This window comes from Pseudomonas sp. 008 (assembly GCF_016861935.1).
In the GTDB taxonomy this organism is placed as follows: domain Bacteria; phylum Pseudomonadota; class Gammaproteobacteria; order Pseudomonadales; family Pseudomonadaceae; genus Aquipseudomonas.
Genome location: NZ_BOMA01000007.1, coordinates 164,145 through 187,872 on the forward strand (window position 1 = coordinate 164,145; position 23,728 = coordinate 187,872).

The following is a 23,728-nucleotide window of genomic DNA, read 5'->3' on the forward strand; positions in this document are numbered from 1 at the left end:
CCCTGTAGGAGCGAGGCTTGCCCGCGAAGGCGTCGTATCAGCCAGCATCAATGCTGAGTATGAAATAGCCTTCGCGGGCAAGCCTCGCTCCTACGAGGATGGGGGTGTTTGTTCAGGCGCTCAGTACTCGGCACGCCTCAGCCGGCAAGGTCACCGACACCGGATTGCCAATGCTTAACCCAACGTCCTGACACGGCGTGCTCAACGCGGTAAACGACACCCCGGAACACTCGACAGTGGTTTCGATGGTCGCGCCGATATCTCGCACAAACGTCACCTTACCCAGCAAGCGATTCCCCGCCGTGGCCTGCGGTTGCGACAGTTGCAGGTCTTCGGGGCGAATCAGCATTTTCACCTTCTCCCCCACCACAATGCTGCTGCAGATCGGCACTTGCAGCGCATCGCCGCCGGGCAAGCTGACCTTGCCGTTACCCAGCGCCGTGGCCGGGAAAATATTCCCCGAACCGATGAAGTCCGCGACGAATTCATTGGCCGGGTGCCGATAAATCTCAATCGGCGTGCCCACCTGCTGCACCCGATGTTCACCCAGCACCACCACGATATCGGCCATGGTCATGGCTTCGCGCTGGTCGTGGGTGACCATGATGGTGGTGATGTTCAAACGCTGTTGCAGTTGACGGATTTCCACCTGCATCGACTCGCGCAGCTTGGCGTCCAGCGCCGACAGCGGTTCGTCGAGCAGCAGGATTTTCGGCCGCGAGGCAATCGCCCGGGCAATCGCCACACGCTGACGCTGACCGCCGGAGAGTTTCGCCACCGGGCGATCAATCATTTCCTGCAGTTGAATCAGCTCAAGCAACTCCACCACCCGCGCCTGCTGATCGGCCTTGCTGACCCCACGCAGTTTCAACGGATAGGCAATGTTCTCCCCCACCGTCATGTGCGGAAACAGTGCCAGCGATTGAAACACCATGCCGAAATTGCGCTGATGCGCAGGGGTATGGCCGATGTCTTCACCGTCCAGGCGAATCTCGCCGCCGGTCAGGGTTTCGAGCCCGGCGATCATCCGCAGCAAAGTGGTTTTACCACAGCCCGACGGGCCGAGAAAACACACCAGTTTGCCCTCGGGCAAATGCAGGTTCACATCCTTTACCGCGCAGGCCGAGCCGTAATGTTTCTCGACGTTTTCCAGAATCAGACCAGTCATTTGAATCACCTCAAGAAATCAGAACGAAACGCCGCCTTCGCCAACCAACTTTTCCAGCGCCCAAATGAGCACGAAGTCGATCAGCACGATCAGCACGGCAAACGAGAAAACGGTAGGGTCGAGCGAAGACACGGTGCGGCTGTACATCCAGATCGGCACGGTCATGACGTCGATGGTGTAGAGGAAATAGGTCACGGTGAATTCGTTGAACGAGACGATGAACGCCAGCAGCATGCCCGCCAGAATCCCCGACTTCATCAACGGCACCACCACATCGACAATCGCCCGAGTCGGTGAAGCGCCGAGCATTTGCGCGGCCTCTTCGACTTCGCTGCCAATGGAAAGCATCGCTGCCGTGCAGTTCTTCACCACGAACGGCAGCGCCAGAATCACATGGGCGATCACCAGCCGCGAAGTGGTTATCTGGAACGGCAGACTGTCGAATACCAACAGCAAGGCCAGGCCCAACACCACCATCGGGAACACCAGTGGCAGCGACATCAATTGCAGCGCCACGGCCTTGCCACGGAACTCGCAACGGGTCAGTGCGTAAGCCGCCGGCACCGCGATGATCGTGGCGAAGATCATGGTCAGGCAGGCCACCAGCAAACTGGTGCTCATGGCTTTGCCCAGGCTCAGCACATCACTGGCGTCCGGCGAGACGAAGGTGTGCCAGGCGGCCTTGTACCATTGCAGGCTGTAGCTGCTGGGCGGAAAGTCGAGGTTCGACGCGCCGCTGAACGACATGACGATCATGGTCAGGATCGGCAATACCGCCAGCAGCAGAATGAAGCCCGAGAGGATGCCGGCGAACTTGCCGGTATCGCCCGGCAACAGCGACTGACGCTTCTTGATCAAGGTGCTCATTGGGAAGCCTCCAGCATGCGCCGACGACGGCCAGTGATGTATTCGGACAAGGTCATGATTGCCAGGGTGGTAACGATCAGCACCACGCCGGCAGCGGACGCGGCAGGCCAGTTCATCAGCGGGGCGATCTGGTCATGGACCATCACCGCCAGCATCGGCACACGCCGACCGCCGAGCAACAAAGGCACCACGAAACTGCTGGCGTTGTAGGCGAACACCAGCGTCGCGCCGGTGATGATCCCCGGAAAACTCATCGGCAACACCACTTGGCGAAACACCTGCAGGCGACTGGCGCCCAAGGTTGCAGCGGCTTCTTCGTAAGTGCGGGCGACACCGCGCATCGCGCTGGCAATCGGCAGCACGGCCAACGGAAACGCGGTTTGCACCAGGCCCATCAATACGCCGTTCTGGTTGTACAGCAGCATGATCGGCCGCTTGATCAGGCCCAGGCCCATCAGCGCCTGATTGAGCATCCCGCCCGGGCCGAGAATCACCAGCCAGCCGTAGCTTTGCAGCAACAGGTTGACCAGCAATGGCAACAGCACCGCCGCGAGGAAAATCCGCCGCACGAACGGTGAGGTCAGCCGCGACATGGTGTAGGCCACCGGGATCGCCAGCAGCACCGCGATCACCGCGCTGATCAGCGCCAGGCGCAGAGTCAGCAGCAAGGATTTGAGGTAGTACGGTTCCAGCAATTGCGCGTAACTGGCCAGGCTGAAGCCGGACCACTCCGCACCTTTGGTGCCGACGCTCATGCGCAGCACCAGGAGGCTGGCGGCAATCAGCACGCCGAGAAACAGCATCGACGGCGAGAGGAAAAACCACGCACGCACTGTCGGTGAGACACCCTGATTAGCGCGCGTGGGTGCGACGCTTACCGGATGGGTCAGAGGTTGGTGTTCCATAGCAAGGGTCTCGTCAATGGAAAGCAGCTGGCAAACACAGCCCTCAAAACCGCCGTGAATCCTGTGGGAGCGGGCTTTGTGGCGAGGGGGCTTGCCCCCGTTCGACTGCGAAGCAGTCGTAAACCATCTCATGCGGTACACCTGATGCACCGCAATGACAGGATTCAGGGCCGCTTCGCGCCCCAACGGGGGCAAGCCCCCTCGCCACAAAAGCCCGCTCCCACATTTGATTTGCGGTGCTCTCAGGGCTTGTGTTCGCCACTCGATCAGGAAGAAAAGATTTCCGTGTAACGACGAATCCATTGGTCATGCACGGTGGCCAGGAAGGCGTTGTCGTGCATGATCGCCTTCTCGGCAATCTGCTCCGGCGTAAGGATGTACGGGCTCTTGCGGGCTTCGGCGGAGATGATCGCCTTGGCGTTGACCGGACCGTTGTAGATGTCTTCGGCCATCTTGCCCTGCACCAGCGGGTCCAGAGAGTGGTTGATGAAGGCGTAGGCCAGGTCGGTATCGCCCGGACGGTTTTTCGGCATCACCGAGAGCATCAGGTCGGTGTAGAAACCTTCCTTCATGCCGAACGTGGCGCCCAGACCGTAGGCCGGGTCGCGGATCTGTTTGGGGAAAAACGCCGGCGCGTACAAGCCGCCCATGTCCAGGGACCCGGTGCGGAACAGCTCGGCGATCTGGTTCGGGTTTTCACCCAGGGTCACCACGCGGCTCTTGAGCTCGGCGAGTTTCTTGAAGCCTGGCTCGATGTTGTGTTCGTCACCACCGGCCAGTTTGGCGGCGATGATGATCAGGTCCATGGCTTCGGTCCAGTTCGGCGGCGGCAGGAAAATGTTCGGCGCCAGGTCGGCGTCCCACATCGCGGCATAGCTGTCCGGGGCTTCTTTCTGGGTACGGGTGCTGTAGACCAGGCTGTTGCACCACAGCAGGTAACCGATACCGTGGCCATTGGCGCCGGTGCGATATTTCTCCGGCACGTCCACCAGGTTGGGGATGCGGTTGAGGTCGGGTTTTTCCAGCAGGTTGGCGGCGGCCAGGCCTTCGGCGCCGACGCCGGCCAGGGTGATGATGTCGTACTGTGGACGATCACCGCCGGCCTTGAGTTTGGCGACCATTTCCGAAGTACTGCCGGTACGGTCAGCGATGACCTTGCAGCCGTACTTGTCTTCGAAGGTCGCCGCAATATTGCGCAGTGCTGCCAGGCCAGTGTCATCGGACCAGGTCAGCAGGCGCAGGGTCTTGCCCGTAAAGCGCGTGTCGCTGGCATTGGCCCGGATGAACGGCATGCTCATGGCTGCCGCGGCTACCGACGCCACACCCACGGTTTTGATGAATTGACGTCTGTTCAGATCATGCTTGCCCATGAAGGACTCCCTTTGTTTTTTTAAGTATGAGGTTGGTCGCAACCGTTGCATCCGCGCGGCCAGATCGGCTTGAAGTCCCCGGTTTCAAAGGACTTGAGCTTGACCTGCGGGTTCATCCTGAGGTCGTGCAAAACACCTGACTATCGATAAATACTCATTGAAGCCATGACGTAAGTGCATGCCTCCTTTCGAGGCATGCGCTCACCGTTTTCGTGCTGTCAGACGGCCCGAATCACGTGTTTGATTTCCTGGAAAGCCTGCAAACCCCACGGCCCCAATTCGCGGCCGATGCTGCTCTGTTTGTAGCCACCCCAGGCGGTCTGCGGGAAGATCACTTGCGGCGCGTTGATCCACACAAGCCCCGCCTGCAAAGCGTTGGCGACCCGATCGGCGGCCTCGCTGTCGCGCGTGACCACACTGGCTACCAGACCGAACGGGCTGTCGTTGGCCAAGGCAATCGCCTCGGCTTCAGAGCTGAAACTGCGCACGCAAATCACTGGGCCGAAAATCTCTTCGCACCACAACGCACTCTCGAGGGGCGCGTCGACGAAAACGGTTGGCTGCAAAAAATAACCGCGCGACAGGTCTGCCGGACGATTGCCGCCGCAGATCAGCTTCGCGCCAGCGCTCAAACCGCGATCGATGTGGCCCAGCACCCGCTGGTATTGCGCCTGGTTGACCAGTGCGCCCATCTCCACGTTCGGGTCGAACGGGTCGGCCACGCGGATGGCTTCGGCACGGGCCTTCAATCGCGCAACAAATTCATCCGCCAACTCATCGGCGACGAGCACGCGACTGGTCGCGGAACACATCTGCCCGGCGTTGAAGAAACCGCCGCCACAGGCCACTTCCACAGCCAGTTCGATATCAGCATCGGCGAGCACCAACAGCGAGGATTTACCGCCCAGTTCCAGGCTCACGCCTTTCACGGTTTCCGCCGCCCGCTGCATCACCTGCACGCCCACCGCGTTGCTGCCGGTGAAGGAAATCTTGGCGATGCGCGGGTCAGCCGACAGCGGTGCGCCGACCGCAAGGCCGGTGCCGCAGACCAGGTTGAACACACCGTTTGGCACACCGGCCTCGGCAATGATCGTCGCCAGTTCCAGCTCCGGCAGCGGCGTCACTTCAGACGGTTTGAGCACCACGCAGCAACCGGCGGCCAGGGCCGGGGCGAGTTTCCAGGCGGTGGTGACCATCGGGAAATTCCACGGCACGATCAGCCCCACCACACCGCACGGTTCGCGGCGCAAACGGGCGCTGAAATCGTCGCTCGGCAATGCCACGGCGCTGTCTTGTTTCGCGTCCAGGCCTTCAGCCAGACCGGCGTAATACTCGAAGGTGGCGATCACGTCGTCGACGTCGATGGCCGCTTCGAACAGCGGTTTGCCGTTGTTGCTCGACTGCAACTTCATCAACTGTTCCCGCCCGGCCTGCACGCCCGCGGCGATTCTGCGCAGGATCGCCCCGCGCTCGGCACCGGTGGTTTTCGACCATTGCTTGAAAGCGTTGGCCGCAGCGGTGACGGCCTGATCGACAGCGCGTGCATCGCCGCCGTTAACGGTGGTTAGCAGGGCTTCGGTCGCCGGGTTGATCACACGCAGATGTTCGTTGCCAGCGGACCATTGGCCGTCGATGAACAGGCCATCAAGAGTGGTAGGAAAACTCATTGCGACACCGCCTTCATCCACTGGGTCTGGTCGACTTCAATCAGGGTCGGGCCCTGACGATCGGTGGCCAGGCGCAACGCATCACGCAATCCGTCAACACTGCTGACCGCTTCGGCCGCACAGCCCAGCGCTTTGGCCACACCGATGAAATCGGGGGTGTAGATGTCCACGCCCACCGGCTCGATGGCGCGGTTGACCATGTATTTCTTGATCTCTTCGTAGCCCTGGTTATTCCACAGCAACACGATCACCGGCGTACGCGCTTCCACCGCACTGGCCAGTTCCGGCAGGGTGAATTGCAGGCCGCCGTCGCCGATCAGGCACACCACCGGCGGACGCGTGCCGCCTTCGACGCTGCCACCGAGCCAGGCGCCAATCGCCGCCGGCAAGGCGTAACCGAGGGTGCCGTAACCGGTGGACGAGTTGAACCAGCGACGCGGACGCTCCGGGTTGAAGGTCAGGTTGCCGGTGTACACCGGTTGGGTCGAATCGCCGACGAACACCGCGTTCGGCAATTCGTACAGCACGGTTTCCAGGAAGCGGGTCTGGGCCAGGGTCGGGGCGTCCCAGGTCGCGGCGAGTTCTTCTCGCAAGCGAGCGGCGCGCACCTGGCCCCAGTCGTTGCGGCGTTCGGCCAGCGACTTGTGGGACAGCGCGCTCAGCAGGGCCTGGGCGGCATTGCGCGAGTCGGCCACCAACGCCACCTTCGGCGGGTAATTACGCACGGTCTGGTCTGGGTCAATGTCCACGCGCAGCAGCACGCCCGGGATTTCGAAGCCGCCGGCAAAGGTGACGTCGTAATCGGTTTCGGCCAGTTCGGTGCCGATGGCCAGCACCACGTCGGCCTCGGCCACCAGCGCGCGGGTGGCCACCAGGCTTTGGGTCGAACCGATCAGCAGCGGATGGCTGGATTCGAGCATGCCTTTGGCATTGATGGTCAAGGCCACTGGCGCATCCAGCAGCTCGGCCAGTTCAGTCAGCTCGGCCGCCGCATCGATGGCGCCGCCACCCGCGAGAATCAATGGGCGTTTGGCACCGGCCAGCAGGTCGGTCATGCGGCTGATCGCGCTGGGCGAGGCACCGGCACGATCGATGTTCACCGGCACGCTGGCGAGCAGATCATCGGCCTCTTCGACCAGTACGTCCAACGGGATTTCGATGTGCACCGGACGCGGGCGACCGGCCTGGAACAGCGCGAAGGCCCGCGCCAACACGCCCGGCAATTCCGCCGCCGACATCAAGGTATGGGAGAACGCCGCCACGCCGCCGACCAGTGCGCTCTGGTTCGGCAGCTCATGCAGCTTGCCGCGCCCACCGCCCAATTGGCTGCGTGTTTGCACGCTAGAGATCACCAGCATCGGGATCGAGTCGGCGTAAGCCTGGCCCATGGCGGTGGTGATGTTGGTCATGCCGGGGCCGGTGATGATGAAGCACACGCCCGGTTTGCCGCTGGTGCGGGCATAACCGTCGGCCATGAAACCGGCGCCCTGTTCGTGACGTGGAGTGACGTGGTTGATGCTCGAACGGGCCAGCCCGCGATACAGCTCCACGGTATGCACCCCGGGAATGCCGAACACCTGCTCGACCCCGTAATCTTCGAGTAACTTGACCAATACTTCGCCGCACGTCGCCATGTGTTTGCCCTTTTTGTTCGTTTGAGACGCCGGGCCTGCGCAGTGTTTATGATGGATTGGCAGGCCCGGGAATGGCCTCATTGGAACGGGCGACACGTAGCCGCAACAATGGATAAAAAGTCATACTAGCCATGTCCTCACGTCATACCTTGGATCCCAATGAAACGACTGCCTCCCCTGCCGGCGCTGCACACTTTTCTGATCACCGCGCAGTGCTGCAACTTCACCCGGGCCGCCGAACAGCTGCACATCACCCAAGGCGCGGTGAGCCGGCAGATCGCCGGGCTGGAAGATCATCTGGGTTATGAGCTGTTCATTCGCCAGGCGCGGGGCTTGAGCCTGACCGCCGAAGGACGTGAGTGGTTGCCACGGGTGCAGCAGATTTTCGGCCTGATCGACGAGGCCGTGGAGCAGATCGGCGAGAAGCGCGAAACCTTGCAACTCAAGGCGCCGACCTGCGTGATGCGCTGGCTGTTGCCGCGCCTGTTGCAGTGGCAAAAGGAACGTCCGGATGTGCCGGTGGAGTTGACCACCACGGTGAAACACGGCGTGGATTTTCATCGCGAGCAGTTCGATGCGGCGGTGATGTACGGCGCGCCGCCGGACAGCTCGCTGGCCTCCCATCATTTGTTCGATGAGCAACTGACGCCGGTTTGCTCCCGTCCTCTGCTGGAAGGTCCCGTGCCACTTTTAACCCCCGATGATCTGGAGCACCATCTGTTGCTGCATCCGACTCGCGATGAAAGGGACTGGAAAGCCTGGCTCAAAACTGCCGACGTTCACTTAAGCAATGTCGGCAAGGGGCAGCATTTCGAAACCCTGGATCTGGCCATGTCGATGGCTTCTCAGGGCACAGGTGTAGCGATCGGAGATTGGTCGTTGATTGGCGATGACTTGCGCGCCGGGCGGTTGGTGATGCCGTTTGCACTGAAAGTACGTACAGGATTGGCCTACTACCTTGTCCACCCTCAACGACCGGCCCCGAGCGCTCCGTTGGCTGAGCTGCTCGATTGGCTGCAAGCTCAGGCGCGTGCTACGTCATAGGCGAGCAGCCACTCAACGCCAGGCAATTGCACCCAGGTAATTCAGCATGGCCGTATAGCGCCCGGCCATTGCCTGAATCGACAGCACATCACGAATCAATTGCGGCTCGTTCGTTTGTAAAAAGTGCTCGTACGCCGTCAATAGTTTTTGTGCTTCTTGCACCCAGTTTCGAGTGACCTGATCGAGCGATGCAATGGCTTCAAGTTTCTGCAGGCGACTGCCCGCATCCTGGATCTGGGCCTCGGTATCTGTCAGCGCCTTTTGCACCTCATCCAGTCGGGTTCGAACACCGTCTCGAGCCTGTGTCAGGTTGGAGTAGCGGCGTCCATTCTCAATCCCTTCCAGATTGCCTTTGAGGCGTGCGAGCACCAGTTCAAGGAATTCACGATCCGGCTTTTTGGTGGTCACCAGTTTGATTGCCGACTCGATTTCCCGTGCACTAGGGATCAGGCTATCAAAAATATCCAGCCAACCCGGGGCCTGGAAATGCTCAATCTGAGCATCAATGGTACGCTTTTCCTCCTGAAGCTTTGCCTGATCTTCCCTGTACCCGGCACCTGCCTGCTCCACGCGTATGCGTCGATCCGTTTCGATCCGGACCAGATCGATACCATCTTCGGCAAAACGGATGGCCTCCAGATTGCCCAATCCCTGATGTAAATACTGGGTGGCAGTCTGTATCGGCCCCCGCGTACTCTCAACACGACGCGCGCAGTATTTCACCAGCTCAATGAGCTTCTCTTCACGCAGGCTGGCCGTTGCGGAGGGATGACTCTGAATCTCTTCAAGGCGCGCCAGCACGCTGGCGAACCCGACGTTACCCAGCGACGCAACGGCCCTTTTTATATGGTCGCCTATGTGCTGATCATCGGTATTGAGCTGAGCACGCAGGCGCAAAGTCTTGTCCATTACCGCCGGCAAAAAGGCAAACGTATTATCGGCCACCAAGGTATTGAAGTGGCTTTGGCTCGCCTTCATCACCTGCCGGTCGGGTGTCGCGTAATCAGGAGCGCCGTTAACAGCATTGTTCATCATGAACATTTCATCCTTGAAATATTAAAAATAGAATTTAACCAACCACTTCATTGAAAACCTTTGACAGGGCTCTGGCATGCCCTTGAATAACATCCCAAGGCTCGACCACCGTCTGCAAGTCCAAAACCAATATATTTAAATCAAATGCATTATCGACTTGAGCCAAACGGATAGCAGACTCCTGAACATTGACCCACAGGATCGCCCATACATCCTCCAGATTCTTCGCGCCTTTCTCTGCATCCACCATCAGCGACTTTATATTACTCAATTGCCCAGCCAGACCGCTCAACAACGTCGAAAGAGTTGCCCCTTCCATTCCTTTCAGCAATTCGGCCCGACGCTCGTTCAAGGTATTTTTCAGACCTCTGACAGTTTCCGCCTTCGATCCGAATATACCTCCGGTAACAGCAACACCGATAGGGCCGAACACCAACCCCGTAAAGGCATACCCGACCAGGCTATCGTACTCCGCGACTTTCTCTGCAATCTGTTGATCCAAGTCTTTAATCTGATCTCTTAGATTTTTAAGCCGCTTGGGCTCTTCGATACCAGCCTTTTCAATATTGCCCAGTTTGGCATCGACTATTGGTATGAGATCTGCTGAAATCTTGCGGGAAAATTCGACGGCCAACGCTTTGACGGCCGTTATGCGGGTATAAAAAACTTCAATATCACTTTTCATTCTCCCGAGATACCTGACCAGACTTTGTACCTTCTCTGTGTCGGAGTTCCCCATCGGGATAGCCATCAATACCGCACGTTCCGCGTCCGATAAGGTATCGATCGTGCCGCTTAAATCCTTGTACCCGCTGAATTTCTCCAGATGACCGATCACCAGCCGTCCGGTGTTGATGAACCCCTTGGCAAAAAGATCCAGCCGTGTCCCCAGGTCTTTGGTATCGCGCTCCAGCGTTGCCCAGGAAAGCGCATGCTGATGAATTTTCTGATGCAAATTCTGAATGTCACGAGGCTCCAGTCCATCCACATTGATCGGGGTATAACCGAGCAGTTTTTCTACGGCGCTCAGGTCAACCGGTTGGAGAAGGCTCTGGCTGACATACTTTCTGATGGCAACGATATTTTCCTTTTTAACAATAAAGGTTCCATCCTGGTAATGAGGTGCATCGTAACCCGCCATAACACCAAAATATTGAACAGGTACATATTTTGCCGCTTCCGTGACCGTATCCACGCCTTGTAGTTCTGCAACCGCTTCTAGCGCAACGCGCGTTAATTTAGTTTCAGTATCTTCTGCCGCATCCGCGCCTTGTAGTTCTACAAACGACTCCAGCGCAGCACGCCTTATCTCACTTCCCTGATCGTGACCCATAGTGCCATCCCTAACAGCTTCAGCTGACCGAGTTATATATCAATAAATTACAGGATTTACATTTCCCACCACGCATCGTGGCAGAACCCACGGTAACCTTCTAAATCCTCCTCATCAACTCTCCACATAAGGGCGCAGACTGTAGGAAATCAAACCCACGACACTGCCGATTTTTAACCTTACGAAAAAACCACAATACGCAAACACCCCACTAACTAACCCAAACTAGAAAAGTTACCGAAAGACACATTTTCAACACGCATAAAAAAGCACAAGTCACCGAAATAACTTGTGCTTCTTGTTTCGCGATATATCAGTAGCCGACGGTGAATCGCTGTCGCGCGTGGGACATACTTTCAACTTCATCCAGCATCGCGATTGCATAATCGGCAAAACTAATCCAGCTTCGCCCTTGTGCACTGACCAGTAAGTCGTTTTTGCCTAGCCGAAACTTGCCCGTACGCTCACCTTCGACAAACTCCGCCGACGGCGACAGGAAGGTCCAGTCCAGCTCCTTTTCCTGATGCAAGGTATTGAGGAACTCGGCACCGGCGCTGGCCTCAGCCTTGTACTCCGGCGGAAAGCCTTCACTGTCGATCACTCGAGTACCGTCCGGCAGCAACAGCGAACCGGCACCGCCCACCACCAGCAGACGTTTGACACCGGCCTTCTTCACCGGCTCGATAACCGCGCTGGCGGGGATGGTAGAGAAATGCGCCGCGCTGATCACCACGTCATGGCCGGCTACTGCCGCTTGCAAAGCCACGGCATCGAGCACGTCGACGTTTTTGCTGACGACACCGGCACGCTGGCCGATTTTCGAGGTGTCGCGGGCGATGGCGGTGACGCTGTGACCGCGACGCAGGGCTTCTTCCAACAGTTGGCTACCGGCACGACCGGTGGCACCGATGATTGCGATTTTGCTCATGACGTTCTCCAGTTGGCTTGGGTGAATCTGTATTGATGTGTATGGCACGGGGCGACGAAAATCCTGTGGTGCGAGGCTTGCCCGCGAAGAAGGCGCCGCGGTTTTTTCAGGGATTACGCGTCATCGTTCTTCGCGGGCAAGCCTCGCTCCTACAGGTTCTGCGTCGCCCCCCTCGCCACTGTTCAGCGGATTACCACTTCATCTCGCCCTTGGCGACTTTGGCACTCAGCTCCAACGAGCTTTCTTCGCCCAGGGTCGGGTAGCGTTTTTTCATCGCGCCGATCAGTTCGGCTGAATCTTTCGCCTTGGCGGTTTCTTCGTCGAAAGCCTTGATGTAATCAGCGGTGAACTGCACAGCCGCCAGAGAGCGAGCGCTCTCACCGAGGTAGTGACCCGGCACGATGGTGTTCGGCTTCAAGGCTTCGATCGTGTGCAACGTCGTCAGCCAATCGGCATGAGACTGCGGGGTCTGGGTATCAGCCATCCACACATGAATGTTCTCGGCGACAACCACGCCACCGACCACTGCCTTGATCGACGGTATCCACACAAAGCTGCGATCCGGTTGCTTGCCATCCAGGCCGAGCACCTGCAGTTTCTGCCCTTCCAGCATCAGGCTATCGCCCTTGAGCACGTGCGGCACGATGGTTTTGTTCGGCACGTCGGCGCCCATTTTCGGACCCCAGAACGCCAGTTTGCCGTCGACGGTTTTCTTGATGTGATCAACGGTCGGTTGCGAGGCCAGCACTTTGGCTTTCGGGAACGCCTGGGTGATGGTGTCGAGGCCGAAGTAGTAATCCGGGTCACCGTGGCTGATGTAGATGGTGGTCAGTTGCTTGCCGCTGGCGCGGATTTTTTCCACCACTTGTTCGGCCTGGGATTTGCCGAATTGTGCGTCCACCAGAATCGCTTCCTTCTCGCCACTGACCAGTACCGAGGTCACCGGGAAGATTGCGTTGGTGCCCGGGTTGTAGACGTCCAGGGTCAGGGTCGACGCCGCAGCGGCATGGGCCGCGAAGCCCAGTGCCGCGGTTGTCAGAAGAATGCGTTTGATTGAAGTGAAGCCGATCATCTGTTGCTCCGTTGTCCGAATGCCGTGCTTGGCGATGGGACAGAGCTTAGTTGCCTGGTTCGATACAAAAAATGCGATGCTTGAACATAGTTTGTTTCTGAAAGCGGGCAAATCATGGATCGTCTACAAGCAATGCGGGTGTTCGTTACGGTGGTGGACCTGGGCAGCCAATCGGCCGCCGCCGATCACCTGGACCTGTCGCGGCCGGTGGTTTCACGGTATCTGGCGGAGCTGGAAGATTGGGTCGGCGCACGCCTGATGCACCGCACCACGCGCAAATTGAGCCTGACCGCCGCCGGCAGCGAAATCCTGCCCCGGTGCCGGCAGATGCTCGATTTATCCAGCGACATGCAAGCCGCCGTCAGCGAGCCGGACGACGCACCGCGCGGCCTGCTGCGGATCAGCGTCAGCACCTCGTTCGGCCAGGCGCAACTGGCGGATGCCATGGCCGCCTACGTCAAACGTTACCCCGGCGTAAGCATCGATCTGCAAATGCTCGACCGCACGGTGAACCTGGTGGATGAGCGCATCGACCTGGCCATCCGCACCAGCAACGACCTGGACCCGAATCTGATCGCCCGGCGCCTGACGGTGTGCCGCTCGGTGATCTGCGCCTCCCCCGCTTACCTGCGCGAGCACCCGGCGCCGCAGCGGGTCGAAGACCTGAGCCTGCACAATTGCCTGACCCACTCCTACTTCGGCAAAAGCCTCTGGCATTTCGAGCAGGATGGCGAACCGGTCTCGGTGCCGGTGCAGGGCAACATCAGCGCCAACGAAGCCAGCACGCTGTTGCGCGCGGCGATGGCCGGGGCCGGCGTGGCGATGCTGCCCAGTTACCTGGCCGGCATGCATATCCACAGCGGCGAACTGATCCGCCTGCTGCCCCAGGCCGAGCCCCGTCAGATGAACATCTATGCGGTGTATGCCTCACGCAAGCACATGCCGGTGGCGTTGCGCAGCATGCTGGATTTTCTGGTGCTCAGATTTCCCGAAGAGCCGGCGTGGGATGTGGGCCTTTAACCGGAGCGAATGTGGGGTGGTTTTGATGGCAACTCACCGGCGCTGACCTATGCTCAAAGCAGTACCCAAGGGTATTCGTTCAGAGGTCAACGCCATGAACATCAAAACAAGAAGATACCTCGCCATTTTCATCACCTGCGCGGCGACGCTGGCGCTGTATGGCACAGCCGCCTGGCGTGTCGAACAGTTGCGCAAAGTGCCCCATGACTTCGCGAGCTGCAACTTCGAGCGCTGCATCCCCCACAGCGCAAGCCTCAACGCCCTCCGGTAACGAACACCTTGTGGTGAGGGGGCTTGTCGGAACGCCGCACCGCCCCGTTCGGCTGCGCAGCAGTCGTAATTCGGTGAATGCGGTGTTCTCATTGAAATGCCGGGGCCGCTTCGCGACCCAACGGGGGCAAGCCCCCTCGCCACAGGGGTCAGGCCTCGCTCTTCTGATCGGCAGCGTCCTGATCGGCCTTCAAGCGGTCGCGAAAAGCCTTGGGCGAGATCCCCACCCGACGTCGGAACAAGCGTGTGAAGTTGGTCGGATCGGAAAACCCCAGCACATCGGACATTTCGTAAATGGTCATGCTGGTGTAGGTCAGCAAGCGCTTGGCCTCCAGCAACTGACGCTCGTGCATGATCTGCAACGCCGGCTGCCCCGCCAGTTCACGGCATGTGCCGTTGAGGTGGGACACGGAGATCCCCAGCCGATGGGCCAGGTCCTCGACCTTGACGTGCTGGCGATAGGTTTCTTCCACCAACTGAATAAAACCGTTGAGGTATTCCCGGGCACGCTGCGGACGCTGATTGGCAGCGCGGCGCTGAATCACCTGACGGCTGACCCACACCATGATCACGCTGACCAGCGAATGCATGAGCATTTCCCGCGCTGGTTGATGGCCGGTGTATTCGCTTTGCAGCGCTGAAAACAGGCTGTTGAGGTACTCGCTGTCCTTGCCCGCCGGGTAGCTTTCGGCTTGGGCCAGGGCATTTACCGAATTGCCCAACTGCGCCTGAAGATGGGCGACCAGCGGCGCGGCCAGGGTGACGACGAACCCTTCGACGTCCTCGGAAAACCGATAACCATGCACCGATAACGGCGGCAGAATGATGATTGCCGGCTCAGCCAATTGTGAGCGTTTCCCTTCGATCTCAAGCTCTGCCTGACCTTTGAAGACGAAGAGCAACTGACACAAATCAGCGTGGCGATGGGGTTTTATTTCCCATTGATGTTCGCGGCTGCGTTTTGAAATGGTTTCACAGTGGAGCAAATCGGGGGTCGGCCAATCCAGGCTTTCACCGTAGAGTTTGAACACCGGAATCGATGGCAGGGCGGGCTTGTTCATCACTTCAATCCAGGCCTCGAAGGTAACGGGGCGATAATCGCACCGATTGGCAGAATGTACAGGTATCGGCTCAGTTTTCACCTTCAATTGACAGACCCGCAAGTGAAAAATGCAAGCACTCGATCCATAAAAATCATCCACCGGCGTTGGTCGCGTGGAGCTTGCGAGTCATAAAAACAATGAAAACACTAAGAACACAAATCGCCATCATCGGCGCCGGCCCCTCTGGTTTGCTACTCGGCCAATTGCTGCATAACGCCGGCATCGACACCCTGATTCTCGAACGCCAGACCCCGGACTATGTGCTGGGACGCATCCGTGCCGGTGTCCTCGAACAAGGCATGGTAGAGCTGTTGCGTCAGGCCGGAGTGGGCCAGCGCATGGACGCCGAAGGGCTGGTCCACACAGGCTTCGAACTGGCCCTGGACGGGCGCCGGGTACACATCGATCTGCAGACCTTGACCGGTGGAAAAACCGTGATGGTGTATGGCCAGACCGAGGTCACCCGCGACCTGATGGCCGCTCGTCGGGACACTGGCGCGCAGACAATTTATTCGGCCGGCAACGTCGTCCCCCACGGCATGAAAAGCGCTGAACCCTATGTGACCTTCGACAAGGACGGCGAAACGTATCGACTCGATTGTGACTACATCGCCGGTTGCGACGGTTTCCATGGCGTGGCGCGGCAGTCGATTCCTGCCGACTGCCTGAAGGTGTTCGAGCGGGTGTATCCGTTCGGCTGGCTGGGGATTCTCGCTGACACTCCGCCAGTTCACGAGGAGTTGGTCTACGCGCGGCATGAACGGGGCTTTGCGTTGTGTAGCATGCGTTCGCCGACACGCACCCGTTATTACCTTCAGGTACCGGCCCAGGATCAGGTCGATGACTGGTCCGACCAACGCTTCTGGGACGAACTCAAATCCCGTCTGCCGGCGGCCCTCGCCGATTTGCTGGTGACCGGCCCGTCGATCGAGAAAAGCATCGCGCCGCTGCGCAGTTTCGTGGTCGAGCCGATGCAGTACGGGCGGATGTTCCTGGTCGGCGACGCCGCGCACATCGTCCCGCCCACCGGTGCCAAAGGCCTGAACCTGGCGGCCAGCGACGTCAGCACGTTGTTCAATATTCTGCTGAAGGTTTACCGCGAAGGCCGTGTTGATTTGCTGGAGAAGTATTCAGAAATCTGCCTGCGGCGGGTGTGGAAAGCCGAACGGTTTTCCTGGTGGATGACCTCGATGTTGCATCGCTTCGACGAGCACGACGCGTTCAGTCAGCGCATCAGCGAATCGGAGCTGGCCTATTTCGTTGACTCCGAGGCGGGCCGAAAAACCATCGCGGAAAACTACGTCGGCCTTCCATACGAGGCTATCGAATAGGCTCCTATCGACTTACACTGGCGAGCACTCCCGCTCGCCTTGCCTCTTGCGGGTCCATCACTGCCCGCAGGTTTTACCGTGACCAATCTCAACCGGCCTGAAACGCCCAAACCGGCCATTCGCAGCGTGCTGATCGCCCTGATGCTGGCGATCTTTCTGGGCGCGCTGGACCAGACCATCGTCGCGGTGTCGATGCCGGCGATTTCCGCGCAGTTCAAGGACGTCAGCCTGCTGGCCTGGGTCATTTCCGGCTACATGGTGGCGATGACCGTGGCGGTGCCGATCTACGGCAAGCTCGGCGATCTGTATGGCCGCCGCCGGTTGATGCTGTTCGGCATGGGCTTGTTCACCCTGGCTTCATTGTTTTGCGGGATGGCGCAAAGCATGGAGCAACTGGTGCTGGCGCGGATCTTTCAAGGCATCGGCGCCGGCGGGATGATTTCGGTGAGCCAGGCGATCATCGGTGACATCGTTCCACCGCGCGAACGCGGTCGCTATCAGGGCTACTTCAGCAGCATGTACGCGGTGGCCAGCGTGGCCGGCCCGGTACTCGGTGGCTACATGACCGAATACCTGTCCTGGCGCTGGGTATTCCTGATCAACCTGCCGTTGGGCCTGGGTGCCTGGTGGGTGGCTTATCGCACGCTGGTAGGGCTGCCGGTGCCGCAGCGCAAGCCGATCATCGACTACCTCGGTACGTTGCTGATGATCATTGGCCTGACGGCGTTGTTGCTGGGCATCACTCAGGTTGGCCAGGGGCATTCGTGGCGCAGTCCCGAAGTGGTGGGTTTGCTCGGTTGTGCGGTGGTGGTGCTGGCCGTGTTCGTCTGGCATGAACGGCGGGCGCGGGAACCGTTGCTGCCGATGCATTTGTTCGCCAACCGCAATGCGATCCTTTGTTGGTGCACGATTTTCTTCACCAGTTTCCAGGCGATTTCCCTGATCGTGCTGATGCCGCTGCGCTTCCAGAGCGTCACCGGCGCCGGGGCCGACAGCGCGGCACTGCACCTGTTGCCGCTGGCCATGGGCTTGCCGATAGGCGCCTTTTTCGCCGGGCGCCGGACCTCGGTGACCGGTCGTTACAAACCGATGATCCTGACCGGCGCGTTGCTCATGCCGTTGGCGATTCTCGGCATGGCGTTCAGTGCGCCGCAGGCGTTTGTGCTGAGCAGCCTGTTCATGTTGCTTTGCGGAATCGCTGGCGGCATGCAGTTCCCGACGTCGTTGGTGGGCACGCAAAACTCGGTGGATCAACGGGACATTGGCGTTGCCACCAGCACCACCAATCTGTTCCGCGCTCTGGGCGGTGCAGTGGGCGTGGCGTTGATGTCGGCACTGTTGCTGGCGTTGTTGCAGGATTCCAGTTTCGCGCACCTGGCCGGCTCGTCGCTGATTGCCGAGGGTCGTTCGGGGAATGTCTTGCTCGATGGTTTGAACGCCGCGCCGGGGGATGCGCAAAACGCCTTGCGCGCCGAGTTGCTGCTGACCTTCAGGCATTTGCTGATGGTCAGCGCGGCGGTGTCGCTGCTGGGGCTGGCGGCGGCGATTGCCATGCCGAACAGGGTGTTGCGCGGGCGGGAAGACAAGGTTCGGTAGAAAGACCGAGTCGCCTGCATTCGCGAGCAAGCCCTGTGGCCAGTGTAGTGAGAGGGATTATCTGTGGTGGGCGGATTATCTGTGGCGAGGGGGCTTGCCCCCGTTCGGCTGCGCAGCAGTCGCAAATCAGGCACCACGGACTATCTGAAAGCCGTGGTGAATGGAGATGGGGCGGCTACGCCACCCAACGGGGGCAAGCCCCCTCGCCACAAGCAAGCTCCCTCGCCACAAAAGTCCCACTCCACAGGCCCACTCCACACAACATCACTGCATCGGGCTATTGAGTCCGGGCGTGCAGCTGTTGTTGCAGGTTCTGGATCTGCGCCTGCAGGGTGTTGATGTTGCGGGTGACCTGGCCACGGAAGGCGTCGAACTCGGCGGTATTGTTGCCACCTTGCGCTGCGGCCGGGCGGTTGTCCTGTTGGCTTTTGAGCACGATCATGTCTTGCTCCAGACGCTCGACGGCAGCGCTCGGGTTACCTTGCCGCTTCAGTGCAGCGATATCGGCGCCAAGGCTTTTGAGTTGGGCGTCGACTTTGCTGGTATCGGCCGGTGCGCTCTTCAACGCGGCCAGTTCGCCGCTCAAGGCTTTGACCTGGGCCTGCAACTGAGCATTGGCGGCTTGTTGTTCGCTGGCCTGCGTGGTCATTTGCGCCAGGCGCTTGTCCAGATCGGAGGTCTGGCCGAGCACGCCTTGCTGCTGTTTGCTCTGATCCTGGAGTTTGCTTTCCAGCTGTTTGCTCTGGTCCTGGAGCTTGCCTTCCAGTTGTTTGATCTGCAGCTTCAACGCTTCACTGCCGGTGTTGACCGTGGACTGGCTGGCCACGACCTTGCCGGAAATGTCCTGCAAGCGCCCCGCCGCTTCCTCACTGATACGGGCGAAACTTTCCTGGGTCGCCACCAGTTGTTGTTCCATCAGCGATATCTGCTGGAAACTCCACCAGGCAAGGCCAGCGAAGGCAAAGAACAACGCACCGACCAACGCCCATAACGGGCCGGTGCTCGGGCCTTTGACCTTGACTACCGGTGTGGTGCGCGAATGCACGGAAGTGCGCGCGGTGGTCGGAAAATCATCGTCGTCGAGGCTGTCGGCACGCAGGCTCGGTACATCGTCGAAGTCGTCGTTGGCATCGTTACGCATGGACATTGAGTCAACCTTTGTAAAACGCGGTGATGGCTTGATGGGGCGAAGTATAACCCTCGCTGCCGCACCGGTTGACCCTGAACCCTGAACTCGGTTCAGTGAGGGCCGGCCCTTGTGTGTCAGCGAATGTCCTGAGCCTTCCACCAGGCGCAAAATTCATCGAGGGCGGTCCAGAGACTGACTTTCGGATCGTAATCCAGATAATGCCGGGCGCGACTGATGTCCAGGGTGAAATTTTTGTTCATTACCTGCATGCCCAGCCGCGACAGGGTCGGCTCGGGACGACCCGGCCACAGCTTGCAAACACCCTCGTTGAGCACGGCAAGGCTGTAGGCCAAGCCGTAGGAACGGTAACGGGTCACCTGTGGCACATCCATTTTGCGCATCACGTAATTGACCACATCCCACAACGGCACCGGCGCTCCGTTGCTGATGTTGTAGGCCTTGCCCAAGGCCGAACCGCTGGCCAGCAAGCTGCTGAACAACGCTTCATTGAGGTTTTGCACGCTGGTGAAGTCAACCTTGTTCAGGCCATTGCCGATAATCGCCAACCGCCCTTTGCGCTGCATCTTCAGCAACCTGGGGAAAATGCTCATGTCGCCTGCGCCCGTCACGAAACGCGGGCGCAGGGCCAGGGTTTCGAGGCCGAACTCCTGCGCACCGAAAACTTTTTGCTCGGCCAGGTATTTGGTTGCGGCGTAAGGATGCTTGAAGCGCTTGGGCACCTGGTCTTCGGTCAACCCCAGATGATCGCGGCCATCGAAGTAAATCGATGGCGACGACAAGTGCACCAGGCGCCGCACCCGTTGTTTCAGGCAGGCCTCGACCACGTTCTCGGTGACCTCGACGTTGCCTTGATGGAAGTCCTGATAGCGCCCCCACAAACCGACAGCGCCGGCGCAATGGACCACGGCTTCGACGTCGGAACACAGGTCGCGCGCCAGTTGCGGGTCGCTCAAGTCGCCCTGGATGAACTCGGCACCACGGCGCACCAAATGCTCGACGCTCTCGGCCCGGCGACCGTTGACCCGCACATCCAGGCCCTGCTCCAGGGCAAAACGCGCAAAGCGTCCGCCAATGAAGCCGCTTGCGCCGGTGACCAGAATCTTCATGTATTGCTCCGAATATTTCGTTTTGCATATTGCGTAGGACGTGAGGTCTTGACGCCAGCCGTCAGTCCAACGGCACCAGCCATTGCTTCGACGAGCGCACCAATTGATCGGTGAGTAACCCCAACAGCTGACCGCCATTGCGCCAATGATGCCAGTACAGCGGCACATCGATCGGCTTATCTGGCAAAAGCTCCACCAATTGGCCGCGCGCCAGTTGCTCGCGCACCTGCAATTCAGGCACCAGGCCCCAGCCAAGCCCTGCTTCCGTGAGACGAAGAAAACCTTCGGAAGACGGGCATAAATGATGTTCGAAACCACCATTCACGCCGACTGACGCGAGGTAACGATGCTGCAGGAAATCGTCCGGGCCAAATACCAGCGCCGGGGTTCTGGCCAACTGATCGGCGCGCACACCTTGGGGAAAATGCCGGGCAATAAATGCAGGGCTGGCCAACGCACGGTAGCGCATCGCCCCCAACAGCACGCTGCGCGCACCGGCCACCGGCCGCTCGCTGGCGCACAGACACCCCGCCACTTCGCCTGCGCGCATGCGTTTGAGGCCGACGGTCTGGTCTTCCACCACCAGGTCGAGCAACAGATGCTCCTGCGCGCAAAAATCCCCCACCGCCGCAGCCCACCAGGTGGCCAGGCTGTCAGCGTTCAGCGCAATGCGCAGGCGTTCCGGCAGGCCTTCTTCGTCCAGCGCCGGCACCAGGCTTTGCAGATCGCGCTCCAGCAATCGCACCTGCTGCACATGGTTGAGCAATCGCCGGCCAATCTCCGTCGGAGCCGGAGGCGTGACCCGCACCAGCACCGGTTGGCCGACCCGCGCCTCGAGCAGTTTGATGCGCTGGGAGATGGCCGATTGGGACAAGCCCAAGACCTGCGCGGCGCGTTCGAATCCGGCCTGCTCGATCACGGCAGCGAGCGCGGACAGTAATTTGTAGTCGAACATCAGTTTTCCTAATGAGCGATCAGCACTATTGGTTTTTCTTATACAACTTCCCACCGGAGAATGGCCAGCAAGAACTCTTGAACAAGGATCACCGACATGGCTGGCGAAACCTCATTGGCAACCCTGCTGCGCAGCATGAGCCCGCAACTCAACGACGGCGAATACGTGTTCTGCACGTTGCCTGACGGCAAGCTGCCCGCAGGCCTTGAGATTGTCGGCAGCTTCCGCGAACAGGAAGGGCTGACGGTGATTCTGCAACGTTCCCACGCCGAGAAGGCCGGTTTCAGCTTCGACTACATCGCTGCCTGGATCACCTTGAACGTGCACTCAGCCCTTGAAGCCGTCGGCCTGACCGCCGCGTTCGCCACGGCACTGGGCCAGGCCGGCATCAGTTGCAACGTGATTGCCGGCTACTACCACGACCATTTGTTCGTCGGCCAGGCCGATGCCGAACGCGCCCTGCAGGTACTGCGGGATCTGGCGGCCAACGCGGAGTAAAAATCTTATGTGGCAAAGCTATGTGAACGGCCTGTTGGTGGCCGCCGGGCTGATCATGGCGATCGGCACTCAGAATGCGTTTGTGTTGGCGCAGAGCCTTCGACGTGAACATCACCTGCCGGTGGCGGCGCTCTGCGTAACCTGCGATGCGTTGCTGGTAGCCGCCGGGGTGTTCGGCCTGGCGACGTTGCTGGCGCAGAACCCGACTCTGTTGGCCATCGCTCGTTGGGGTGGCGCGGCGTTTCTGCTGTGGTATGGCAGCCTTGCGCTGCGTCGGGCCTGCTCGAAACAGAGCCTGCAACACGGCGAGAACCAGACCGTGCGCTCGTTACGGGCGGTGCTGCTCAGCGCTTTGGCGGTGACCTTGCTCAACCCGCACGTCTACCTGGACACCGTGTTGCTGATCGGCTCCCTTGGCGCACAACAGACCGAGCCCGGTGCTTATGTCGTGGGCGCGGCCAGTGCATCGTTGCTGTGGTTTTTTACCCTGGCCCTTGGCGCAGCGTGGTTGGCACCGTGGTTGGCACGGCCAAGCACTTGGCGAATCCTCGACCTTTTGGTGGCCGTAATGATGTTCACCGTAGCGTTCCAGTTGATCATCGCTTCATGATTTATTCCAAAAGGCTCTGGAACCTCTATTCCACACAGTTGTTGCGTGGTTATGCCGCACCCCCGGTGCTATGATCCGATCCCTGCGCCGCAAAGAGTACAAACTCCCCGGCGCATGTCTGGCCGCCCGTGATCGGCCTTGCGCTCACCGCAACTGACCTGATTAGGAGAATTATCATGGCTTTCGAATTGCCGCCGCTGCCTTACGCGCACAATGCCCTGCAGCCGCACATTTCAGAGGAAACTCTGCAATACCACCACGACAAGCACCACAACACCTATGTCGTGAACCTGAACAACCTGGTGCCAGGCACCGAGTTCGAAGGCAAGACCCTGGAAGAAATCGTCAAGACTTCCTCGGGCGGCATCTTCAACAACGCCGCTCAGGTCTGGAACCACACTTTCTACTGGAACTGCCTGGCGCCAAACGCCGGCGGTCAACCAACCGGCGCTCTGGCTGATGCCATCAACGCTGCTTTCGGTTCGTTCGACAAGTTCAAGGAAGAGTTCAGCAAAACCTCCATCGGCACCTTCGGTTCCGGTTGGGGCTGGCTGGTGAAAAAGGCTGACGGTTCCCTGGCCCTGGCCAGCACCATCGGCGCCGGCAACCCGCTGACCAGCGGCGATACCCCGCTGCTGACCTGCGACGTCTGGGAACACGCTTACTACATCGACTACCGTAACCTTCGTCCGAAGTACGTCGAAGCGTTCTGGAACCTGGTCAACTGGAAATTCGTGGCTGAGCAGTTCGAAGGCAAAACCTTCACCGCTTAAGCTTCGCGCCAGTCAAGAAACCCGGCTTTTATGCCGGGTTTTTTATGCCATCGAAAATCCGTACGTTGGCGTGCTTTCCCACAACGCAAGCCGCATTCGCCCTCTTGCCCCCGCAGCACAGCGGTCTAACATCAACACAAGGAAAAATTGCCTCAACCTCCTCAAGTTGAAGGCCCCGGCAACCGACACAGTGTTAATAGGGCAAATACTCCAAACAGCAGCATATCGGCCAAGCTACCGGCAATATCCCCTGGGTTGGATTGTCCCTTTGACTGCCATCACGGGATTGCCAA

At 59.5% G+C, this 23,728-nt stretch carries 22 protein-coding genes; 8 read left to right on the forward strand and 14 right to left on the reverse strand.

What is annotated here, in order from left to right:
• Window positions 1-112: 112 nt before the first annotated feature.
• The 6 genes from JUI81_RS16400 to JUI81_RS16425 all read right to left on the reverse strand — a co-directional run bounded on the left by JUI81_RS16400 (window position 113) and on the right by JUI81_RS16425 (window position 7,611).
• On the reverse strand, window positions 113-1,168 hold the full coding sequence (locus JUI81_RS16400) for an ABC transporter ATP-binding protein (RefSeq protein WP_018926556.1): 1,056 nt from the start codon (window positions 1,166-1,168) through the stop codon (window positions 113-115).
• Between the two features lie 18 nt (window positions 1,169-1,186).
• Entirely contained in the window at window positions 1,187-2,035 is an 849-nt protein-coding gene (locus JUI81_RS16405; protein WP_018926557.1) for an ABC transporter permease, read from the reverse strand.
• On the reverse strand, window positions 2,032-2,940 hold the full coding sequence (locus tag JUI81_RS16410) for an ABC transporter permease (protein ID WP_204124667.1): 909 nt from the start codon (window positions 2,938-2,940) through the stop codon (window positions 2,032-2,034). Before JUI81_RS16410 ends, JUI81_RS16405 begins: the two co-directional genes overlap by 4 nt.
• Before the next feature lie 266 nt (window positions 2,941-3,206).
• Window positions 3,207-4,310 (reverse strand): extracellular solute-binding protein, encoded by a 1,104-nt coding sequence (locus JUI81_RS16415; protein WP_018926559.1) that lies wholly within the window; start codon window positions 4,308-4,310, stop codon window positions 3,207-3,209.
• A gap of 218 nt (window positions 4,311-4,528) precedes the next feature.
• A complete protein-coding gene (locus tag JUI81_RS16420; RefSeq protein ID WP_028939435.1) occupies window positions 4,529-5,977 on the reverse strand; it encodes an aldehyde dehydrogenase family protein in 1,449 nt (482 codons plus the stop codon).
• Window positions 5,974-7,611 (reverse strand): 5-guanidino-2-oxopentanoate decarboxylase, encoded by a 1,638-nt coding sequence (locus JUI81_RS16425; RefSeq protein ID WP_019581524.1) that lies wholly within the window; start codon window positions 7,609-7,611, stop codon window positions 5,974-5,976. The genes JUI81_RS16420 and JUI81_RS16425 overlap by 4 nt, the downstream gene beginning before the upstream one ends.
• A 159-nt stretch (window positions 7,612-7,770) precedes the next feature.
• Between JUI81_RS16425 and JUI81_RS16430 the strand changes: the two genes are divergently transcribed.
• On the forward strand, window positions 7,771-8,655 hold the full coding sequence (locus tag JUI81_RS16430) for a LysR substrate-binding domain-containing protein (RefSeq protein ID WP_204124668.1): 885 nt from the start codon (window positions 7,771-7,773) through the stop codon (window positions 8,653-8,655).
• Between the two features lie 12 nt (window positions 8,656-8,667).
• Here the strand turns inward: JUI81_RS16430 and JUI81_RS16435 are convergent, their stop codons facing one another.
• From JUI81_RS16435 to JUI81_RS16450, 4 genes are all read right to left on the reverse strand, one after another.
• A complete protein-coding gene (locus JUI81_RS16435) occupies window positions 8,668-9,690 on the reverse strand; it encodes an alpha-xenorhabdolysin family binary toxin subunit B (RefSeq protein WP_169342485.1) in 1,023 nt (340 codons plus the stop codon).
• 34 nt (window positions 9,691-9,724) lie between these two features.
• Window positions 9,725-11,023, reverse strand: a complete 1,299-nt coding sequence (locus JUI81_RS16440) for an alpha-xenorhabdolysin family binary toxin subunit A (RefSeq protein WP_204124669.1) — start codon at window positions 11,021-11,023, stop codon at window positions 9,725-9,727.
• Window positions 11,024-11,336: 313 nt separating this feature from the next.
• Window positions 11,337-11,951 (reverse strand): NAD(P)-dependent oxidoreductase, encoded by a 615-nt coding sequence (locus tag JUI81_RS16445; RefSeq protein WP_204124670.1) that lies wholly within the window; start codon window positions 11,949-11,951, stop codon window positions 11,337-11,339.
• A 190-nt stretch (window positions 11,952-12,141) separates the two neighbouring features.
• Window positions 12,142-13,023, reverse strand: coding sequence for an MBL fold metallo-hydrolase (locus JUI81_RS16450; protein WP_204124671.1), 882 nt, complete (start codon window positions 13,021-13,023; stop codon window positions 12,142-12,144).
• A gap of 114 nt (window positions 13,024-13,137) precedes the next feature.
• Here JUI81_RS16450 and JUI81_RS16455 point away from each other — a divergent pair, with 114 nt between their 5' ends.
• Window positions 13,138-14,043 carry a LysR family transcriptional regulator gene (locus tag JUI81_RS16455; RefSeq protein ID WP_019581528.1) on the forward strand — a complete coding sequence of 302 codons (906 nt, stop codon included), beginning with the start codon at window positions 13,138-13,140 and terminating at the stop codon, window positions 14,041-14,043.
• A gap of 94 nt (window positions 14,044-14,137) precedes the next feature.
• Window positions 14,138-14,314: a hypothetical protein gene (locus JUI81_RS16460; protein WP_167331182.1), complete on the forward strand. Its 177-nt coding sequence runs from the start codon at window positions 14,138-14,140 to the stop codon at window positions 14,312-14,314.
• Window positions 14,315-14,462: 148 nt separating this feature from the next.
• Here the strand turns inward: JUI81_RS16460 and JUI81_RS16465 are convergent, their stop codons facing one another.
• On the reverse strand, window positions 14,463-15,374 hold the full coding sequence (locus tag JUI81_RS16465) for a helix-turn-helix domain-containing protein (RefSeq protein ID WP_019581529.1): 912 nt from the start codon (window positions 15,372-15,374) through the stop codon (window positions 14,463-14,465).
• A 179-nt stretch (window positions 15,375-15,553) separates the two neighbouring features.
• Between JUI81_RS16465 and pobA the strand changes: the two genes are divergently transcribed.
• Together pobA and JUI81_RS16475 are read left to right on the forward strand one after the other, a co-directional pair.
• A complete protein-coding gene (gene pobA / locus JUI81_RS16470) occupies window positions 15,554-16,747 on the forward strand; it encodes a 4-hydroxybenzoate 3-monooxygenase (RefSeq protein WP_204124672.1) in 1,194 nt (397 codons plus the stop codon).
• Window positions 16,748-16,825: 78 nt separating this feature from the next.
• Window positions 16,826-18,343, forward strand: coding sequence for an MDR family MFS transporter (locus JUI81_RS16475; protein WP_204124673.1), 1,518 nt, complete (start codon window positions 16,826-16,828; stop codon window positions 18,341-18,343).
• Between the two features lie 277 nt (window positions 18,344-18,620).
• On the opposite strand, the gene JUI81_RS16480 is transcribed toward JUI81_RS16475, so the two are convergent.
• From JUI81_RS16480 to JUI81_RS16490, 3 genes are all read right to left on the reverse strand, one after another.
• Window positions 18,621-19,490 carry a hypothetical protein gene (locus tag JUI81_RS16480; protein WP_019581532.1) on the reverse strand — a complete coding sequence of 290 codons (870 nt, stop codon included), beginning with the start codon at window positions 19,488-19,490 and terminating at the stop codon, window positions 18,621-18,623.
• Window positions 19,491-19,606: 116 nt separating this feature from the next.
• Entirely contained in the window at window positions 19,607-20,599 is a 993-nt protein-coding gene (locus JUI81_RS16485) for an NAD(P)-dependent oxidoreductase (RefSeq protein ID WP_204124674.1), read from the reverse strand.
• A gap of 61 nt (window positions 20,600-20,660) precedes the next feature.
• Window positions 20,661-21,554, reverse strand: a complete 894-nt coding sequence (locus tag JUI81_RS16490; protein ID WP_018926572.1) for a LysR family transcriptional regulator ArgP — start codon at window positions 21,552-21,554, stop codon at window positions 20,661-20,663.
• 96 nt (window positions 21,555-21,650) lie between these two features.
• Here JUI81_RS16490 and JUI81_RS16495 point away from each other — a divergent pair, with 96 nt between their 5' ends.
• From JUI81_RS16495 to JUI81_RS16505, 3 genes are all read left to right on the forward strand, one after another.
• Entirely contained in the window at window positions 21,651-22,052 is a 402-nt protein-coding gene (locus JUI81_RS16495) for an ACT domain-containing protein (protein WP_018926573.1), read from the forward strand.
• Between the two features lie 7 nt (window positions 22,053-22,059).
• Window positions 22,060-22,662 carry a LysE/ArgO family amino acid transporter gene (locus JUI81_RS16500; protein WP_019581534.1) on the forward strand — a complete coding sequence of 201 codons (603 nt, stop codon included), beginning with the start codon at window positions 22,060-22,062 and terminating at the stop codon, window positions 22,660-22,662.
• Between the two features lie 176 nt (window positions 22,663-22,838).
• Window positions 22,839-23,435 (forward strand): superoxide dismutase, encoded by a 597-nt coding sequence (locus JUI81_RS16505; RefSeq protein ID WP_007938876.1) that lies wholly within the window; start codon window positions 22,839-22,841, stop codon window positions 23,433-23,435.
• Window positions 23,436-23,728: the final 293 nt, after the last annotated feature.

Excerpts from the sequence above, each read along its gene's own strand:
- JUI81_RS16425 (WP_019581524.1), bottom strand. The coding sequence starts at position 7,611 with ATGGCGACGTGCGGCGAAGTATTGGTCAAGTTACTCGAAGATTACGGG.
- JUI81_RS16495 (WP_018926573.1), top strand. The coding sequence starts at position 21,651 with ATGGCTGGCGAAACCTCATTGGCAACCCTGCTGCGCAGCATGAGCCCG.
- JUI81_RS16490 (WP_018926572.1), bottom strand. The coding sequence starts at position 21,554 with ATGTTCGACTACAAATTACTGTCCGCGCTCGCTGCCGTGATCGAGCAG.
- JUI81_RS16450 (WP_204124671.1), bottom strand. The coding sequence starts at position 13,023 with ATGATCGGCTTCACTTCAATCAAACGCATTCTTCTGACAACCGCGGCA.
- JUI81_RS16465 (WP_019581529.1), bottom strand. The coding sequence starts at position 15,374 with ATGAACAAGCCCGCCCTGCCATCGATTCCGGTGTTCAAACTCTACGGT.
- JUI81_RS16445 (WP_204124670.1), bottom strand. The coding sequence starts at position 11,951 with ATGAGCAAAATCGCAATCATCGGTGCCACCGGTCGTGCCGGTAGCCAA.
- JUI81_RS16485 (WP_204124674.1), bottom strand. The coding sequence starts at position 20,599 with ATGAAGATTCTGGTCACCGGCGCAAGCGGCTTCATTGGCGGACGCTTT.
- JUI81_RS16480 (WP_019581532.1), bottom strand. The coding sequence starts at position 19,490 with ATGTCCATGCGTAACGATGCCAACGACGACTTCGACGATGTACCGAGC.
- JUI81_RS16500 (WP_019581534.1), top strand. The coding sequence starts at position 22,060 with ATGTGGCAAAGCTATGTGAACGGCCTGTTGGTGGCCGCCGGGCTGATC.
- JUI81_RS16405 (WP_018926557.1), bottom strand. The coding sequence starts at position 2,035 with ATGAGCACCTTGATCAAGAAGCGTCAGTCGCTGTTGCCGGGCGATACC.
- JUI81_RS16505 (WP_007938876.1), top strand. The coding sequence starts at position 22,839 with ATGGCTTTCGAATTGCCGCCGCTGCCTTACGCGCACAATGCCCTGCAG.
- JUI81_RS16455 (WP_019581528.1), top strand. The coding sequence starts at position 13,138 with ATGGATCGTCTACAAGCAATGCGGGTGTTCGTTACGGTGGTGGACCTG.
- JUI81_RS16400 (WP_018926556.1), bottom strand. The coding sequence starts at position 1,168 with ATGACTGGTCTGATTCTGGAAAACGTCGAGAAACATTACGGCTCGGCC.
- JUI81_RS16420 (WP_028939435.1), bottom strand. The coding sequence starts at position 5,977 with ATGAGTTTTCCTACCACTCTTGATGGCCTGTTCATCGACGGCCAATGG.
- JUI81_RS16415 (WP_018926559.1), bottom strand. The coding sequence starts at position 4,310 with ATGGGCAAGCATGATCTGAACAGACGTCAATTCATCAAAACCGTGGGT.
- pobA (WP_204124672.1), top strand. The coding sequence starts at position 15,554 with ATGAAAACACTAAGAACACAAATCGCCATCATCGGCGCCGGCCCCTCT.
- JUI81_RS16460 (WP_167331182.1), top strand. The coding sequence starts at position 14,138 with ATGAACATCAAAACAAGAAGATACCTCGCCATTTTCATCACCTGCGCG.
- JUI81_RS16435 (WP_169342485.1), bottom strand. The coding sequence starts at position 9,690 with ATGATGAACAATGCTGTTAACGGCGCTCCTGATTACGCGACACCCGAC.
- JUI81_RS16410 (WP_204124667.1), bottom strand. The coding sequence starts at position 2,940 with ATGGAACACCAACCTCTGACCCATCCGGTAAGCGTCGCACCCACGCGC.
- JUI81_RS16440 (WP_204124669.1), bottom strand. The coding sequence starts at position 11,023 with ATGGGTCACGATCAGGGAAGTGAGATAAGGCGTGCTGCGCTGGAGTCG.
- JUI81_RS16430 (WP_204124668.1), top strand. The coding sequence starts at position 7,771 with ATGAAACGACTGCCTCCCCTGCCGGCGCTGCACACTTTTCTGATCACC.